16 protein-coding genes are annotated in these 17522 nt (G+C 64.9%); 12 read left to right on the top strand and 4 right to left on the bottom strand.

From position 1 onward, the window contains the following. Window positions 1-18: 18 nt before the first annotated feature. Window positions 19-438 (bottom strand): organic hydroperoxide resistance protein, encoded by a 420-nt coding sequence (locus tag ACYVJ8_RS04530; RefSeq protein WP_460709725.1) that lies wholly within the window; start codon window positions 436-438, stop codon window positions 19-21. Window positions 439-632: 194 nt separating this feature from the next. On the opposite strand from ACYVJ8_RS04530, the gene ACYVJ8_RS04535 reads away from it, so the two are divergent. From ACYVJ8_RS04535 to ACYVJ8_RS04560, 6 genes are all read left to right on the top strand, one after another. Then, entirely contained in the window at window positions 633-1301 is a 669-nt protein-coding gene (locus ACYVJ8_RS04535; RefSeq protein ID WP_460709727.1) for an isochorismatase family protein, read from the top strand. A 12-nt stretch (window positions 1302-1313) separates the two neighbouring features. Continuing rightward, window positions 1314-1547 carry a XapX domain-containing protein gene (locus tag ACYVJ8_RS04540; RefSeq protein WP_460709729.1) on the top strand — a complete coding sequence of 78 codons (234 nt, stop codon included), beginning with the start codon at window positions 1314-1316 and terminating at the stop codon, window positions 1545-1547. Next, entirely contained in the window at window positions 1544-2848 is a 1305-nt protein-coding gene (locus ACYVJ8_RS04545; RefSeq protein ID WP_460709731.1) for an alginate export family protein, read from the top strand. Before ACYVJ8_RS04540 ends, ACYVJ8_RS04545 begins: the two co-directional genes overlap by 4 nt. A 112-nt stretch (window positions 2849-2960) precedes the next feature. Next, window positions 2961-3497, top strand: a complete 537-nt coding sequence (locus ACYVJ8_RS04550) for a cytochrome P460 family protein (RefSeq protein WP_460709733.1) — start codon at window positions 2961-2963, stop codon at window positions 3495-3497. A 35-nt stretch (window positions 3498-3532) separates the two neighbouring features. Then, on the top strand, window positions 3533-4459 hold the full coding sequence (locus tag ACYVJ8_RS04555; protein WP_460709735.1) for a YeeE/YedE thiosulfate transporter family protein: 927 nt from the start codon (window positions 3533-3535) through the stop codon (window positions 4457-4459). Window positions 4460-4580: 121 nt separating this feature from the next. Beyond that, window positions 4581-5297, top strand: a complete 717-nt coding sequence (locus ACYVJ8_RS04560) for a response regulator transcription factor (RefSeq protein WP_460709737.1) — start codon at window positions 4581-4583, stop codon at window positions 5295-5297. Window positions 5298-5304: 7 nt separating this feature from the next. Here ACYVJ8_RS04560 and ACYVJ8_RS04565 read toward each other — a convergent pair whose 3' ends face one another. Further along, the gene (locus ACYVJ8_RS04565) at window positions 5305-6669 is read right to left on the bottom strand and encodes a sensor histidine kinase (protein ID WP_460709739.1); all 1365 of its coding nucleotides are present in this window, start codon (window positions 6667-6669) and stop codon (window positions 5305-5307) included. A gap of 305 nt (window positions 6670-6974) precedes the next feature. Here ACYVJ8_RS04565 and ACYVJ8_RS04570 point away from each other — a divergent pair, with 305 nt between their 5' ends. The 4 genes from ACYVJ8_RS04570 to ACYVJ8_RS04585 all read left to right on the top strand — a co-directional run bounded on the left by ACYVJ8_RS04570 (window position 6975) and on the right by ACYVJ8_RS04585 (window position 15435). Next, window positions 6975-9794 carry an ESPR-type extended signal peptide-containing protein gene (locus tag ACYVJ8_RS04570; RefSeq protein WP_460709741.1) on the top strand — a complete coding sequence of 940 codons (2820 nt, stop codon included), beginning with the start codon at window positions 6975-6977 and terminating at the stop codon, window positions 9792-9794. A gap of 26 nt (window positions 9795-9820) precedes the next feature. Next, window positions 9821-11701 carry a S8 family peptidase gene (locus tag ACYVJ8_RS04575; protein WP_460709743.1) on the top strand — a complete coding sequence of 627 codons (1881 nt, stop codon included), beginning with the start codon at window positions 9821-9823 and terminating at the stop codon, window positions 11699-11701. A 109-nt stretch (window positions 11702-11810) separates the two neighbouring features. Continuing rightward, entirely contained in the window at window positions 11811-13184 is a 1374-nt protein-coding gene (dbpA, locus tag ACYVJ8_RS04580) for an ATP-dependent RNA helicase DbpA (RefSeq protein WP_460709745.1), read from the top strand. A gap of 70 nt (window positions 13185-13254) precedes the next feature. Further along, a complete protein-coding gene (locus tag ACYVJ8_RS04585) occupies window positions 13255-15435 on the top strand; it encodes a CHASE domain-containing protein (protein ID WP_460709747.1) in 2181 nt (726 codons plus the stop codon). A gap of 212 nt (window positions 15436-15647) precedes the next feature. On the opposite strand, the gene smpB is transcribed toward ACYVJ8_RS04585, so the two are convergent. Further along, on the bottom strand, window positions 15648-16175 hold the full coding sequence (gene smpB / locus ACYVJ8_RS04590; protein WP_460709749.1) for an SsrA-binding protein SmpB: 528 nt from the start codon (window positions 16173-16175) through the stop codon (window positions 15648-15650). Window positions 16176-16234: 59 nt separating this feature from the next. Between smpB and ACYVJ8_RS04595 the strand changes: the two genes are divergently transcribed. Then, window positions 16235-16708 (top strand): type II toxin-antitoxin system RatA family toxin, encoded by a 474-nt coding sequence (locus ACYVJ8_RS04595; protein ID WP_460709751.1) that lies wholly within the window; start codon window positions 16235-16237, stop codon window positions 16706-16708. Further along, complete coding sequence (locus ACYVJ8_RS04600; protein WP_460709753.1) at window positions 16705-16986, top strand: RnfH family protein; 282 nt, start codon at window positions 16705-16707, stop codon at window positions 16984-16986. The genes ACYVJ8_RS04595 and ACYVJ8_RS04600 overlap by 4 nt, the downstream gene beginning before the upstream one ends. Window positions 16987-17030: 44 nt before the next feature. Here the strand turns inward: ACYVJ8_RS04600 and ACYVJ8_RS04605 are convergent, their stop codons facing one another. Continuing rightward, entirely contained in the window at window positions 17031-17426 is a 396-nt protein-coding gene (locus tag ACYVJ8_RS04605) for an outer membrane protein assembly factor BamE (protein ID WP_460709755.1), read from the bottom strand. Between the last annotated feature and the right edge of the window lie 96 nt (window positions 17427-17522).

Raw genomic sequence — 17522 nt, forward strand, 5'->3', positions numbered from 1 at the left:
CTGAAGCGTGGCTCTTCGTCAATCGACCAGGTGGATCTCGACGTCGATATTGCCTCGAATCGCCTTCGAATACGGGCAGGCGTGATGCGCCGAGTTGATGAGTGCTTCGGCGACACCACGATCAACGCCCGGCAGGCTGACGTGGAGGCGGGCTTGCAGGAAATACGATTCATCCTTCAGGCAGAGATCCACTTCCGCATCGATGGCCAAGTCGGCCGGGAGCGCGACTTTCATTCGCTGTGCTACAAGGCCCATGGCGCCTTCGAAGCAGGCGGACCAGCCTGCGGCGAACAGTTGTTCTGGATTCGTACCGGTGCCCGCCGTGCCCGGGAGGCTGTGCCTGATGTTCAGGCGCCCGTCCTCGCTCAGCGAAATGCCGCCATCGCGGCCGCCGGTGGTGTGGACTTTCGCCGTGTAGATCACGTTCTTCGCTTGCATCGCTGGGTTCCTGGGTGGGAGAGGAGGTTCGAAAAAGCTAGTCGCCTTGCGCGGCATCGCCAATCGCCTTCTGGTCTGGAACCATCAGACCAAGGTATGGCCTGACCTCCCCAAAAGAGTGATGTCGAGCTTGCGACGACCGCTGCAGACTGTGCTCACCCAAGACAAACCGCACATTGCGGAGGAGTAGAGCGATGACGATGAAACACAAGGTGGTTGCGTCCGGAGGCGGGCAGGCGTTGTTCGATGTGTCAGACGCCTTGCTCCTGCTTCTGGACCACCAGTCAGGACTGTTCCAGACCGTCAAGGACATCGGTGTCGCGGAGTTGCGCGCCAACACGACGATGCTTGCGAAGCTCGCCACACTGTTGAACATTCCCGTCATCACTACCGCATCGGAACCCAACGGCCCCAACGGTCCCCTGATGCCAGAGATCCACGAAAACGCGCCACATGCCGTATTCGTCCCGCGCAAGGGCGAAGTGAACGCATGGGACAACGAAGACTTTGTCGAGGCGGTTCGCAAGACCGGACGCAAGACCCTGATCATGGCGGGGGTGTGGACGAGCGTTTGCGTAATGTTCCCCGCGCTCGATGCCAAGGCCGCCGGGTTCGATGTGTATGCAGTGATGGACGCGTCGGGCGATCCCAGCGAGATGGCCTCGCGAACGACGCTCGCCCGCTTCGCGCAGGCCGGCATCGTCCCGACGACCGCCAACGCGGTACTGTGCGAATCGCATCGCACCTGGGCTCGTCCGGAGGCGGCGGATCTCGCTAAGCTCTACGGCATCGTTGCGCCGAACTACGCCGCGGTCGTCGAAAGCTATATCCGCGCGCAGGAAGCCGCGAAGAAAACCGCGTAGTAGGAGGCGGCCATGAAGCCCTACCTGTTGTCGCTCGGCGCCGGCTTGCTGGTTGGCATCGTCTACGCGCTGCTCCATGTGCGATCGCCGGCGCCGCCGGTGATCGCACTGGTAGGGCTGCTGGGCATCCTCATCGGCGAGCAGGTCCCATCCTTGACGCGTCATGCGTTCCAGCGCGAGGACAGGACTACGGTAGGGGCGGAGGGCAGGGTGAAGCCTCATGCGTTCGGTGAGCGTCGCCGGTGAAAACCAGCGCGCTCCCGGGAGCGAGGCGGGCGCGGCAGTACTTGCGCCCCCTCTGGTTGTTCGCTGCATGCGCGGGCGCGTCGCCGCTCGCGCATGCCCAGTCCAGGATCGACGCGGGAGTCGATTGGCGCGAGCGGTTCGAAGTGTTCGACGCTCCGGCCTTCGGCACGCGTGGACAAACGGGTACGGACAGCGCCTTCCTGCAGCGCCTGCAATTGCATGCGGACGTGACGCTGACCGAGCGATGGACCGTGCACGCCGCGCTGGAGGACGTACGCACGTTCGGCAAACGGCAGCCGACCCCGACGGACCGCAATCCCACCGACCTGCGCACGGCATGGATCGCATATTCACGTCCTTGGAATGATGGGACGATCAGGGTGCAGGCCGGTCGCCAGGAGTTCGCCTTCGGCCAGCAGCGATTCCTGTCGGTACGTGATGCGCCCAATGTCCGGCAGGCCTTCGATGCCGTTTGGGTTCGCGCCGCGCGCGGCGCCTGGACTGTCGACGCATTCGTCGGGCGCCCGGTTCAGTATTCCGCCGATGAAGCCTTCGACGACGAGAGCGGGCCCGAAGCGCGCCTGAATCTATTGCGCGTCGAACGGAAGACTCATAGTGCCGGCAAGTTCATCGGGTACTACGCCTCGGTTCGCAACGACGATGCGCAGATCGCCGACGTCGAGGGACGCGAACGCCGGCACGCGATCGATGTGCGTTGGGTCCGGGAAGCCGAAGACCACGGCCTCGACTGGGATGTGGAAGGCATGTGGCAGTGGGGGCGCATCGGTGCCTCGGATGTTCAGGCCTGGGCGGCTGGGGCGCGCGGTGGATACACATTCGCCCGGCCATGGAACCCGCGCATCGGGTTGCAGCTCGATGCCGCTTCGGGCGATCGTCGCGCCGGCGATGGGCGCGTGGAAACTTTCAATCCACTTTTCCCCAACGGCTCCTATTCGTTCTCGCGGGCCGCGTTGACGGGTTACGTCAATCTCATTCAGTTCAAACCGTCGCTGCAGATTGCGCCGACGGACCACCTGGTCCTGGGCGTTGCCGAGGCCGTCGTCTGGCGAGACACCACGGAGGATGCGGTGTACCTGCAGCCCGATGTCCCGCTCGATGGAACGGCCGGCGTTGCAGGGCGACGAACCGGCAAGTATCTGCAGTTGCGCGCGGACTGGCAGTTCAGTGAGCGCGTTTCGTTCGCCGCCGAGTTCGTGGACTACCGCATCGACGATGCGATTCGCGCCGTCGGTGGCTCCAACAGCCGGTATGCGTCCGTCGAGGCAGCGGTTACGTGGTAGATCCCGCTCCGCGCCGACCCCCGCCCTCTCACCGGGATCGCCCAAACGGGTGAGAGTTCCGCTCCGACCACGAGCGTAGATTCCTTCTGGCACCACAAACGAGAAGCCCAAGATGCGCAAGCTTACGTTCTCGATCGCTGTCGCCGCGCTTGCCCTACTGGTGGGCGCAGGCCTTTACGCGTCCCCCAAGCAAAACAAGTACACCCTGAAGTCTCCGAGCGGTATCGCATTCGCGGACTTCAAGGGTTATGAGGATTGGTCCGTGGTGTCGTCCGCGCGAACCGATGAAGTGCTCAAGGTGATTGTCGCCAATCCCACCATGATCCAGGCCTACAAGGCTGGCGTCCCTGGCAACGGCAAGCCGTTTCCGGAAGGGTCGAAGATCGCCAAATTGCAGTGGAAGTTCAAGAAGAGCACAGAGGCGCCGTTCGCAGTGGACGTGCCGGACGTGTTCAGCCAGGCTTTCGTGATCGAAAAGGACAGCAAGCGCTTCCCGAAGAGTGGCGGATGGGGCTATGCGTTGTTCAATTACGACGCGGCCGCCGATAACTGGACGGCGGATGCCGCCAGCAAATCCGACTGCGGGCATGCCTGTCACGTGAAGGTGGCAAAGAAGGATCACATCTTCCATCCCTACCAGATGAGATGAAGTCGACGCGATGAAGCGCGGCCTGGGTTCTCCCGATGGGAACCGCGAATTTACTGATTGGATTGGTGGCGATCGGACTTTTTGGCTTCGCGACCCAACGCGGCGGAGCCTGCGCCGTAGCGTCCATCGTTGAGCTCGTGTCCGAGCACCGGCCGGGACGCCTGCTTTCGCTGATCGAGGCATCGATCGTAGTCGGTGGAGGGCTTGCGCTCCTGAAACTGGCGGGTCTGCTGTCGACGACGCCGGGTGGCTATGTCACGAGTGTGGCTTCTGCCACCGGAGGCGTCGTGATTGGCATAGGCGCGTTCTGTAATCGTTCCTGCGCCATCGGGACGATCGCAAGAATCGGCTCGGGCCAATGGGCGTATCTGGCGACGCCGGTCGGATTCTTTGCCGGATGCCTCGCCATGTCGCGGGTGCCGGGTCCCGAGCACCTCGCCGGGAACACCATCATTCTCCAAGAGCCCGGTTGGCTGGCTGCACTGTTCATCCTGACGCTGGCCATGCGGCTGGTCACCCATGGATGGCAGATCTGGCGGACGGGTTCTGGTCCATTGCGCTACATATGGTCGCCGCATATCGCCACCACAGTCAGTAGCATTGCGTTTCTGGTGGCCTTTCTGACGGTGGGCGGCTGGTCGTACACACAGACGCTTGGCGAGCTGGCGCGCGGCGATACGGTCGATGCGATGCGGGATTCAATGCTGTTCGCTGCGCTGCTGGTGGGAGCGGGGCTCGGTGGTTGGACTGCGGGTTTGAGACCCAGGGTGCCTAACGCTGCCAGGATTGGCCGCTGCCTGATCGGCGGAGGATTGATGGGGATCGGTGCGGCTCTGATACCGGGCGGCAGCGACTCGTTGATACTCGTTGGCATGCCGCTGCTATGGCCGTATGCGTGGCTGGCTTTCGCAAGCATGTGCGTAACGATCTACATCCAGGCCCGACTGCTGGTTCAGGGCTGAGGTGGCATTCCTTTCAGGACAACCGGCTCCAGAAATGGAATCTATTTCCTACGGGACGACCACGCCGCTCAGGTAGACTGCGCCCCTTCCGCGCGGGCGTATCGCCTGGAGAAACGACGTAATGGTATTACCGGCGGGCGACGGGCTACGGATTCTCCTGCTCGAGGACGATGTCGATCTGCGCGAACAAGTCCTGCTGCCGGGATTGACCGATTACGGTTTCTCCGTCAGCGGCGTGAGCTCGGCCGCAGCATTGTATGACCGGCTGAATACCGAGGTGCCCGACATCGTCGTCCTGGACCTCGGCCTGCCGGATGCGGATGGTTTCAGTGTGGGCCAGGCGGTGCGCGCACTACTGCCTCATATCGGCATCATCATGCTTACCGGTTACGTGGAAATGGCCCATCAGTTGCGAGGCTTGAACCACGGTGCGGATGCCTACCTGATGAAGCCGGTTCAACTCGATCTGCTGGCAGCGAACCTGCGCAGCCTCGCACGCCGCCTTCGCGGGCGTGCTGCTCCAGTAGCGGCGCAGCGCTGGAACTTCGACGCGGGCGACTGGTGTTTGACTTCGCCCAACGGGCGTTCCGTGGCATTGAGCAAGACCGAGCAGCGGGTAATGAGCCGTTTGTCCAACGCGCTGGGCCAATTGGTCACGCGCGAGCAACTGGTCGCTGCCGTGACGGATGATGTGCACGACTACGACCCCCATCGAATTGAATCGCTGGTCCATCGGCTACGGCGTAAGGTGGCTACCCAATGCGGCGAGCCGTTGCCGCTCATGGCGGTACACGGCAAGGGCTATGTGCTGAGCGACATCTATCGTGAGGCCGGCTGACGGCCGATTACTGCGCAGGTGCCTCCGCGGAGGGAATGCGCACATGGAATGTGCTGCCGTTTCCTACCTCGCTCTCGACGGCGATCGAGCCGCCGGCGGCCATCAGCAGATCGTGGATGACCGCTAGTCCAAGCCCGGTCCCTCCCATCGCGCGCTTCGTGCTGAAGAAGGGTTCGAAGATCCGCTTTTGCAGCATCGCGTTCATTCCGTGGCCTGTATCGGAAAGCGATATGCAGACCCGGCCGCCGTTCTCAGTCACCAGCCGGATAGCGAAACGTCCGCCCTGGCTCATCGCATCGCGGGCATTGGCGGCAATATTGAGCAGCATGAGCTCGAATTCGCCGCGATCGAAGAGGATGTAGGCCGGCGCCTGTTCTTCCGGGATGGCGAGACAGATATGGGGCGGCAATAGCTGCCGAAGCATGGGCCGAATATCGACGATGGCCTGGGTAGCGTCGAATACCTGCGGCTGGGACCGTTCATGACGGTTGAAAGCCAGTAGTTTGCGCGTGATCGCGACGCCACGCATTGCGGCGGCTTCGATGCCTGTCAGCGATGTGGTGATGGCTTCTTCCCGCGCTGCATGGCCCTCCAGTTCGAGCATGCGTCCGCGCTGCGCCGCGTAACCCAGGATCACATCGAGGACATTGTTGAAGTCGTGCGCGATGCCGCTGGCGAGTCTGCCGGTCGCCTGCATCTTCTGCGCGTGGATTAGTTTCACCTGCGCGTGTTCGCGCGCCTCCATCTCTTGCCTCAGTTGCCGTTCCTGGGCTTCGGACTCCAGGAGCCTCTCGCGCAATGCCAGGATGTAGCGGTCGAGCACCAGCGCAATCAGCAGAAACACAACGGCGATCGAGGGAAAGCTCTGCAATGCATCACAAGCCAGGGCATGCATCGAATAGCCGTTGCCAAAATCGATGACGTAGCCGCTGGCGAACATCGCGACCATAGCCCCGAAAACCAGCCACAGCATGCGCCGGCCGAGCATGACGCCACTGATCACCAGTGAGAGGGCCATGGGAGTCTCGGCGTCGAGGACTCGCCATGGCGCACTCAGCATGAGGAATTGAATCTCGACCGAGCAAAGCAGGGAAGCCACGAACAGGATCACGGAGGCCCTGAACCTGCCACGTCGAATCAGCATGAATCCGCCCATCGACAGTAGCGCGACCACAGCGTCAGCCATCAGGGCGGTCGTAAAGTCGCCGCTTTCGAAAGCACTGCCAGAGAGAAATCGCCAACCCCATGCAATGGGAGGAAAGAGTGCATACACCAGCATCAGCAACTGCATGATGGGTGCGTTGTAGCGGTCGCATGCGTCGGCGACCGGCGCGCTGCAGAACCAGCGCACGAGCCTGTTCCAGGAATTCACGATAAGGGAGTTTTGCTACGGCAAAGCCCTGCATTCTGACATTGCAGGCGCGCCCGATAACCGGCATGAGAAGGCGGTGAGTATTCGGTGAGCGGAGCGTGTGTGACAGCCCATGCGCGCAACGCTTAGTTTCCGCCAGGCGAGTTGGCGACGCGGTTCCCCCACATCCGATTCCAGTCAACTGCCGACATTTGCCCATGGCTCGGGCGGGTCTTCACAGCAACGGTCTTAGACGACAACGGCAGCTCCCGGCTCTCCTGGGCCGGGGCAGGGCGTCGTTTTGCCTTATGAAGCAAGAGGGGTAGATGAACAAGGTTTTCTGTCGGGTATGGAGCCACGCGAAGCAGACGGTCGTGGTGGTATCGGAACTGGCTACCGGCCAGGGCAAGAAGGGCGGACGAAAGCAGTCGGGGCGTGTGGTGATGGGTGCTACGGCGCTTGCCTGCGGCCTGGTAGCGGCGACACCGCCCGCTTCTGCGCAGCAACTGACGATCGAGCGCAACGGGGACACCTGCAGCGTCCGTAACGCCGACGGCGAAGGCAGTTCGCAGATCGACTGCCGCGTCTTCGAACAGACGGTTACCGGGATCAGCGCGGTAACCACTAGTGGTTATCTGGCGGCCGACGGGGCCGGCGACGGCAGCGACCTGCCGACCGCATCGGGCGATGGTGCGCTCGCTGCGGGCCGCAACAGCGTCGCGACCGCCGATGGCGCAACGGCGGTCGGCGCCGACAGCGCCGCCACTGGCGTCGGTTCAAGCGCCTTCGGCGCGAATAGCCTGGCCGCAGGCGAGACGAGCACCGCGGTCGGTTTCAATAGCATCGCCAATGGTGTCGACAGCAGCGCCTACGGCGCCAATAGCAATGCCGATGGCATGTATTCGACCGCCCTGGGCGGCAGCAGCTTGGCACTGGGCACGGGCACGACCGCGGTGGGTGAGGGTGCGGTGGCGGCCGGCGAATTCAGCACGGCCGGCGGCTTCGGCAGTGTCGCGTTGGGCGACTACTCCGTTGCGCAGGGCGAGGGCGCCCAGGCACTTGGCAATCTGGCGACCGCTTTGGGCGCGGAGAGCTATGCCAGCGGGCCCGACGCGATCAGCATCGGTGCCGCCAGCTATGCCGGCGATTACGCCACTGCTACCGGCACCTGGAGCCAGGCCTCCGGCGTCGCCTCCAGCGCCTACGGCGATTCCGCCGTCGCGGCAGGTGACTTCAGCACCGCATTCGGCGCCGGCGCGAACGCCTTGGGCGCTGGCAGCATGGCCATCGGTGCGGACAGCTATGTCGCCACCAATGCCAATTCCGCCATCGCGATGGGCGGCAACGCCGCCGCCTTCGGGAATCAAAGCGTCGCCATCGGTTCGTGGAGTCTGACCAATGGCAACGGCTCGGTGGCGATCGGCAGCATTTACGACTGCCAGGGCTGGTTCTGCATATCGCAGGCGACGGCGGCGGATGGAACCAACGCGACCGCTGTAGGCGCCGGCGCGCATGGCTTCGGCAACGATTCGGTCGCGCTCGGTGGAATTGCACAGTCGTTGGCCACGGGATCGATTGCAATCGGTTCTTTCGCCCGTGCATGGAACGACAACTCGATCGCCATCGGCGCCAATTCGTGGGTGATGAGCGACAACTCGGTCGCCCTGGGCTCCGACTCGCTGGCTACTCGCGCCAACACCATCGCCGTGGGCAACGAATGGTTCGGAACCACTCGCCAGATCACCGGCGTGGCCGACGGCACCGAGGCCAACGACGCCGTGAACAAGTCGCAGCTCGACACCGTGAGCGCGGCCGTGGATACGGTGGCCGCCAGTGCCGTGACCTACGACGATGCCAGCAAGGGCCAACTCACGCTGGCCGGCGCCGGTGGCACCGTCGTCACCAATGTGGCCGCGGGTAATCTCAGTGCGAGCAGTACCGACGCGGTCAACGGCAGTCAGCTATTCGACACCAATGGTCGTGTCACCGTGGTCGAGGGGCGTGTCGACAGCCTGGAGACCCAGATCGGCAACGTCGCCGGTGCGATCACCAACGCGGTCGCCTACGACGATGCCAGCAAAGGCCAGTTGACCCTGGCCGGCGGCACAGGCACGACGATCGGCAACTTGCGTGCCGGCACGAATGCAATGGATGCGGTGAACTTCAGCCAGTTGTCGTCGGTAGCCTCGCTGTTCGGCGGCGGGGCGACATTCAATGCCAATGGCCTCCTGAGTGCGCCCAGCTACACCATCCAAGGCACCACCTTCGGCAACATCGGTTCGACGTTCAGTGCCATCGATAACGCGCTAACCAGCATCCAGACCCAACTGTCGCAATTGCAGCCTGGTGGCGGTACCCCAGGCGCGTCCCTGCCGGTCGGCACCGGCAACGGTATTGCGGTTGGCAACGGCAGCCACGCGAATGACACCGACGATACCGCGGTCGGCAACGGTTCGACCGTCGGCAGCGGCAACAGCACGGCGGTCGGCAACAACAGTTCGATCGGCGGCGGCGCCAACAACTCGGTGGCGGTCGGCGCCGATTCCAGCGTGAGCGCAAGCAATGGCACGGCGATCGGGCAGGGCGCCACGGTGACCGCTGATGGCGGGGTGGCGATTGGCCAGGGATCGGTGGCGGATCGCGCCAATACGGTCTCGGTCGGCAGTGCCGGCCAGGGGCGACAGATCACCAACGTTGCGGCCGGTACCCAGGCGACCGATGCGGTCAACCTCAGCCAGATGCAGGCCGGCGACCAGGCCGCGATCGCCAGTGCCAAGACCTACACCGACACCACAGCGACACAAACGCTGACCAGTGCGAAGGCTTACACCGACAGCCGCCTGGAGGGGTTGGACGCTTCATTCGCCCAGCTCAACCAGGACGTGTGGAATCGATTGGGTGAGCAGGACAAGCGCATCGATCGGATGGGCGCAATGAACGCCGCAATGATGAACATGGCGATCAACGCCGCCGGCGGCCGCAGCCCGCGTGGCCGCGTCGCGGTGGGCGCCGGTTGGCAGAACGGCGAGAGCGCGATGTCGGTGGGCTACTCGAAGCAGATCGGCGAGCGCGCGTCCTTCAGCCTGGGCGGTGCTTTCGGCAACGACGACCAGTCGGCAGGCATCGGCTTCGGTTTCGATCTGTAACGGCTTTTATTTCAGTGGAGAGAGAAATGAAACATCGCACTCGCGTTCTAGGTGCCGGCCTGTTGGCCACGGCCGTCGTTACCGCGCTGACGGCCTTCGCTTCGACCTTGTCGCATTCTGCGTCGGCGCCAAGCGGCTTCACGGCTTACCCACTTACTGCGTTCGCTACGGCAGGAGCATCGCCGGCCAAGCCCGCGCGTACCGCCAAGCTGCCGGTACTCGCACAGCAGACCCGCTTCGACCGCTTCATCATCAAGTATAAGAGCGGCAGTCCCTCGGCACGTAGCAGCGATGCGCTGCTGCAGTCGGTAAGCGCTGCGGCGATGCGCGCCGGTGTGGCGGGCGTGGCGTTGCAGGACGACGGCAAGCGCACGGCGCTGAGCCTGAAGTATCTGCGCAAGGTGAGCGTGGGAGCGGACCTGGTCCGGCTCTCGCGTGGCCTCGATCCGGTCGAGACAGATGCCCTGCTGACGCAACTGCGTGCCGACCCGATGGTGGAATACGCACAGCCCGACCGCCTCATGCAGGCGCTGGCGCTCATGCCCAATGACACCTACTTCGGCTTGCAGTGGCATTACACCCACGCTACCGCGGGTATCCAGGCGCCGGACGCCTGGGGTATTTCCACCGGTGCAGGCGTGGTCGTCGCCGTAATCGATACCGGTTACCTCGACCATTCCGATCTTGGCGGGAATATCGTCCCCGGTTACGACTTCATCAGCGACGTCGATGTTGCCGGCGATGGCGACGGACGCGATGCCGATGCCCACGATCCGGGCGACTGGGTGGGTCCTTATCCCAGTTCTTTCCATGGCACGCACGTCGCCGGCACCGTCGCGGCACTGACGAACAATGCCAAGGGCGTGGCCGGCGTCGCCTTCAACGCCAAGGTGCAGCCGCTACGCGTGCTCGGCCACGGCGGCGGCTACATCTCCGACATCGCCGACGCGATCGTGTGGGCCTCGGGCGGCAGTGTGAGCGGAGTGCCCGCCAACACCACGCCCGCCGAAGTGATCAACATGAGCCTGGGCGGCGGCTATTCCTGCGCAACCGATCCGGTGACGCAGGGTGCCATCGACAGCGCCAACAGCCGCGGCACGGTCGTGGTGGTCGCCGCCGGTAACTGGAACGACGATGCCAGCAAGTACTCGCCCGCCGGCTGCAAGGGCGTGGTCACGGTCGGCGCCAACGGCAGCGACGGTGCGCGCTCGTACTTCTCCAACTTCGGCGGCGCAGTGACGATCTCGGCGCCGGGCGGAAACGCCATCAGTGGTGCAGACCCCGATGACCACTGGATCTGGTCGCTCGGCAATACCGGCACGCAGGACCCGGTCCCCAGTCCGGGCGGCGATGCCGTGGTCGGCATGATCGGTACGTCGATGGCCAGCCCGCACGTGGCCGGCGTGGTCGCGATGATGCAGAGCGCGGCGGTCGCCTCCGGCCATGCGCCGCTGACCCTTGCGCAGGTAAAGAGCGTGCTGCGTTCCACCGCGACGCCGTGGACCGTAGTGCCGCCCATCAACAAGCCGCAGGGACCCGGGATCGTCAATGCCGCAGCCGCGGCGTTTGCCGCAACCCAGGACATTCCACCCGATCAAGGCATCCTGCTGACCAATCGGATTCCAGCCACCAGTCAGACCGGCGCCTTGGGTGAAACCATCCTGTACAGACTCGTGGTGCCAGCGGGCAAGACCAGTCTGACCCTGCGTACGTACGGTGGCTCCGGCGACGTGTCCATCTACATGGCCAAGGATCGTTTCCCGACGACCACCAACTACGACCTCAAGTCGGTCAAACCCGGCAACAGTGAAGCGGTGTTCGTCACCAAGCCGGCGGCGGGTGACTATTACCTGCTGGTCGTAGCCGAAACACCGTTCGCCGCGCTCTCCGTGTTGGGCATGTACTGAGGAGCGAACCTCCTTGCGGAGATATGCGCCGGGGAGCTGTGCTCCCCGGCGCATATCGGTTGCGGGCAGCCGAAGCGGGTAGCGCCGACAAACACCCGTATCATGGCGTATGTCCGAATTCACCGATTTGCCGCTCAATCCCGCCCTGTTCCAGGGCCTGGATGCGCTGGGCCACGTACAGATGACGCCGGTGCAGGCGCAGAGCCTGCCTGCGTTGATCGAAGGGCGCGACCTCATCGCGCAGGCGCCGACCGGCAGCGGCAAGACGGCCGCGTTCGGCCTGGCGCTGCTTCACCGCATCGATCCTGCGGTGCGCTTGCAGGCGCTGGTGCTGTGTCCCACGCGCGAACTGGCCGATCAGGTGGCCAAGCACATCCGCAAGCTGGCGACCGGCATTCCCAACGTCAAGCTGACCACGCTCACCGGCGGCGTCGCACTGGCGCCGCAGTTGGCCTCGCTCGCGCAACACGCGCCGCATATCGTGGTCGGCACGCCGGGCCGCGTGCAGGAACTGCTGCGCAAACGCGCGCTCGACCTGCGCGACGTGCGGATGCTGGTCCTCGACGAGGCCGACCGCATGCTCGACATGGGCTTCGAGGAACCGATCCGGGAGATCGTCGGCAAGACACCTTCCAATCGGCAGACGCTGTTGTTTTCCGCCACCTATCCCGACTCGATCCGGGCCATCGCCGGCAACATCCTGCGCGACCCAGTGGAAGTGACCGTGGAAGGCGCCACGCAGCAGGCGACGATCGACCAGCGCTTCTTCGACGTCGACCCCGCGCAGAAGCCCGCGGCGCTGGCTGGCCTGCTACTGGAATACAAGCCGGAATCCGCGGTGGTGTTCTGCAACATGAAGCGGGACATCGATGAAGTGGCCTCGTCCCTCGCGCACCTGGGCTATTCGGCGCTGGCGCTGCACGGCGACATGGAGCAGCGCGATCGCGACGAGGTGCTGGTCCGCTTCGCCAACCGCAGTTGCAATGTGCTGGTAGCCAGCGACGTCGCCGCACGCGGGTTGGACATCCACGACCTGGGCGCGGTGATCAACTACGACGTGCCCAACGACGCCGATACCTACGTGCACCGCATCGGCCGGACCGGCCGCGCCGGACGCAACGGCATCGCCCTGACCCTGTGCACGCCGCGCGAGTTGCCGCGCTCCACGGCGCTGGCGCAGCAACTGGGCATCGCCATCCGCTGGGAACGGCCGACGCTGGCCACGCTGCGGGCGCGCTCCGCACCGGCCGCATCGAGCGTGACGCTGCGCATCGACGCCGGCCGCACCGACAAGCTGCGGCCGGGCGACATCGTCGGCGCGATCACGGGCGACGCGGGGCTCCCGGTCGAGGCGATCGGCAAGATCGATGTCTTCGCTACCCGCAGCTATGTGGCGATCCAACGCAATCTGGCCGACAAGGCGTTGTCACGGCTGCAGTCCGGCAAGATCAAGGGCCGCAAGTTCCGCGTGAACCGGATCTAGTCTCGCGACACAGAGCCCGTTTCGGCGGGCTCTCCCTTTGCAGCACGACTCAGGCTTGTATGCTTGGGCCATGGGTACCCCCGAACCCGATACGACCACGCAGCTCCGTTCCTTGCTGATGCCGCGCGCCGGTTACGTGCTGGCGCTGCTGATGTTGCTGGGCGCCTTGGTGCTGGTGACCGTCACCTGGCACTACGCGCGCGAGCGCGAGCTGCGCGCCGCCCAGGGCCGCTTCGAGGCGCACACGGCCGAGATGATCGACCGGCTGCGCCAGCGCCTGGTCTATTACGAATTGGTCGGACGCGGCGCCACCGCCTTGTTCGCATCGATGAAGCGGCCGACGCCGCAGCAGTGGGCGGACTACGCGGACAGCATGAATCTGCGCGCACGCTTTCCGGAGGTGCAGGGCCTGGGTTACGTCGGCTATGTGAGCAGCAATGCGCTCGACGATCTGCAGCTGGAATGGCGCGCCGCCGGCTACGGGCAGCTGAACATCGAGCCGCACGGCATGCGTCCACGCTATGCGCCCGTCCTGTACCTGGAGCCTCGGAGCGCAGAGAACATTGCGGCCATCGGCCGCGATCTGTTGGCCGATCCTGCTGGACAGGAAGCCCTGCAGTCCGCGCTGCAAAGCGGCACGCCCCAGCTCAGCCGGCCGGTCCAGGCGCGTGAAGGGGCGCTCATGCTGTTCGTCCCGGTTTACCTCAACGGCGAGCGCCCGCAGACGCCGGCTGCGCGCGAGCAGCAGTTGCAGGGATGGGTGGCGCTGCCATTCGCCATTGACGCGTACGTGCGCTCGGCGCTGGGCAACGAGTACGACGGGACGGGGCTGCGCATCTTCGAGGTCGGCGCGGGCCATCGCCCGTTGTTCGCCCGAGCGGGAGCGCAAGCGGAATCGCTCTTCCATCACGGCCACATGTTGAGTGCCTACGGACGCACCTGGCGGGTGGAATTCGATTCGCCGCCGGCCATGGTGGTGGCGCCGCGCCTGAAGGGCCTGCAGGGACTGCTGGCGCTGGGCGTCTTCGCCAGCTTCCTGCTGTACGGCATCGCTTGGACGCTGGCGCGCACCGAAGACCGCGCGACGGTGATCGCCAAGCGCATGACCGAGGATTTCTGGCGCAGCGAGCAGCGCTTCCGCAGTTCGATGGAACATTCCGCGATCGGCAAGGCGATGTTGGATAGCGAAGGCCGGATCGTCGAAGCCAATCCTGCCCTTGGGCGCATCGTCGGTCGCGATCTGCAGTCGCTCGTGGGCTTGCGTTTCGATTCGCTGTTCGATGGCGACGAGACCACGCTGCCGTTGTGGGATGAGGGTCAAACCGATAGCGGCGGCATCCACCGTGTGACCCGCCATCTGCGCCGCGAGGGCGACCTGCCGCGCCAGGCGCAGCTGACCTTCGCGCCGATGCCCGGCAACGTCGGCCAGGACATCAGCGGCCTGGTGCAGGTCGAAGACGTGACCGAGCGCGTGCGCGCACAGGCGCGCGTACAGGCGCTCAACCGCACCCTCGAGGCACGCGTGGCCATGCGCACGCGCGAGCTGAGCCAGGCCAACCAGGAGTTGGAAGCCTTCGCCTACAGCGTCTCCCACGACCTGCGCGCGCCGCTGCGCTCGATCGACGGTTTCAGCCGCGTGCTGATCGAGCGTTACGAAAGCCAGCTGGATGAAGGCGGCCGCGATTACCTGTGGCGCGTGCGCAAGGCCGCCCTGCGCATGGGCGAACTGATCGACGCGATCCTGCAGGTCTCGCGGCTGGGCCGCGCCGAGGTGCGCCGGGAAGAGGTCGATCTGAGCCGCATGGCGCTGGACGTGATCGACGAGCTGCGCGCCGACGAACCCGAGCGCGAGATTTCGCTCAGCATCATGCCTGGCCTGGTCGCCATCGGCGACGCCCCGCTGTTGCGCAACCTGCTCGGCAATCTGCTGGGCAATGCATGGAAATTCACCCGCGGCCGCGAGCACGCCATGATCGATTTCGGCGCGGTCGAGCTGCCCGGCGGCGAGACCGAATTTTACGTGCGCGACAACGGCGCCGGTTTCCCGCCCGCGTACATCGACAAGCTCTTCCGTCCGTTCCAGCGCCTGCATTCGCAGGAGGAGTTCAGTGGGCACGGCATCGGCCTGGCTTCGGTCAAGCGCGTGGTCGAGCGCCACGGCGGACGCATCCGCGCTGAAGGGCGGGAAGGCGAGGGCGCGGTATTCTATTTCACCTTGCCTGGTGAGCGGGGCGAAGACGCCACTGCATAAAGCGAAGCGGTGCGGAGTCCGGGCGGGCAGGCGACGCCGGTGGGCAGTCGTGACACGCCGTGAATCCGTCCATGGAGGCTTGTCGGCGGCATCCATGCCGCCGACAGTCACGCCTGCCCACCGGCGCCGCCTGCCCTCCACACATCGTGGGGTGTGCGGGGAAAAACAAATGCCTTTCGCAAAGAGCGAGCGCCAATCGAGCGCTCTAATGGCTACGCGTTTTTGTTATGTCGCCGCATCAGGCGCTGCTTTTCGCGCGCCCAGTCGCGCTCCTTGCTGGCTTCGCGCTTGTCGTGGGCCTGCTTGCCCTTGGCCAGGGCGATTTCGGCCTTCACCTTGTTGCCCTTCCAGTACAGCGCGGTGAGCACGACCGTGTAGCCCTCGCGCTGCACGCGGCCGATCAGGCGATCGATCTCGCGCCGGTGCAGCAGCAGCTTGCGGGTGCGGCGGTCCTCGGCGACCACGTGGGTGGACGCGGAGATCAGCGGGGTGATCTGCGAGCCGTACAGGAACATCTCGCCCTCGCGGATCATCGCGTAGGCGTCGACGATGTTGGCGCGCCCGGCGCGAATGGCCTTCAGCTCCCAGCCCTGCAGGGCCAGGCCGGCTTCGAAGCGCTCCTCCAGGTGGTATTCGTGGCGGGAACGCTTGTTCAGCGCGATCGTCTTGACTGCCTCGCTGCCGCCCTTGGCCGGCTTTCCTTTATCCTTGCCGGTCTTGTTGCTGGAATTCTTTGCCATCGCGCCATTGTCACATGCTGGCGCGCGCGTTGGCACCGCTGAGTTGGCGCCCGAATCCGATGCCTACGATCCGCCGTTCCGCCCTGGTCGAGCACTCGGCCGCACGCATGTTCGCTCTGGTGAACGACGTGGCCGCCTATCCGCGCCGCTTCGACTGGTGCGACGCGGCGCAGGTGCTGGAGGCCGACGACGAGCACATGGTCGCGCGCCTGGACCTGGGCCTGGGCGCCCTGCGGACCTGGTTCACCACGCACAACACGCTGCGGGGGCCGCACCACATCGACTTGAAGCTGGTGGACGGCCCGTTCCGCAAATTGAGCGGGCGCTGGGAGTTTCATGCCCTGGACGAGTCCGCCTGCAAGGTCACCCTGACGCTGGATTTCGAACCCGCGGTGCGCTTGCTAGCGCCGGCGCTGGCGATCGGGTTCCAGAGCCTGGCCGATCGCATGGTGGATGATTTCGTGCGCATCGCCGATTCGCCTGATGCGGAGTCCTCGTCGTCTGCCGCCGCGGCCACCGGCCCCAGGCCATGAAGGTCGAAGTGCTGCGCGCGTGGCCGCGACGCTATGAGCGCGTGGCCTTGGAACTGCCCGAGCCCGCGACCGTGCGCGACGCGATCGTGGCGGCCGGATGGAGCGAGGACACCGAAGCGGTGGCCTATGCCGTGTATGGCGTGCGGGTGGAATTGGATGCGCTGCTGCGCGACGGCGACCGCGTCGAATTGCTGCGACCGTTGCAAGCCGATCCCAAGGAGGCGCGGCGCAAGCGGGTCGAGGACAAGCGCGCCGAAGACCGGCGCAAGCCGGGGTAGGGACATAAAAAAAGCGGAGCCAGGCTCCGCTTTTTTTGCAGCCGTCAGTGCCGGCGCTTCTTGTCCTTTTCCTTTGCCAGATTGCGGCCGAATTGCTTGGGCGCGGCCTTGGCGAGTTGTTCGTCCTGCTCCGGGAAGTAGTCGCCTTCCCAGCGGGCGAGGGTGTCGCCTTCGAAATACAGGGTGAGGTTCTTGAACTCGGTGTGGCCAAGTCGGCCCACGCGCTGGCTGGCGGTGTAGTCCCAGCGCTCGTGATGGAAGGGGTCTTCGATCGACGGCGTGCCCAGCAGCACCAGCACCTGCTGCTTGCTCATGCCGGTCTGGAGCTGATCGACGTTGGTCTTTTCCAGGAGGTTGCCCTGGTAGATCGGCTGCTTGTAGAGAATGCCGCAGCCCGCGGTGGACAGGGCAACGAAAAGGACCAGCAGGAGCTTGCGCATCGGGTTCGCGTCAGGTCGGGCAGTCGAAACAGGGGCCGATGATACACTGAAGCCCTCGTCACGCGGCCGAGTCACGGACGCGTTCATCCGCCGTTG

This window comes from Lysobacter terrae, from assembly GCF_054782215.1.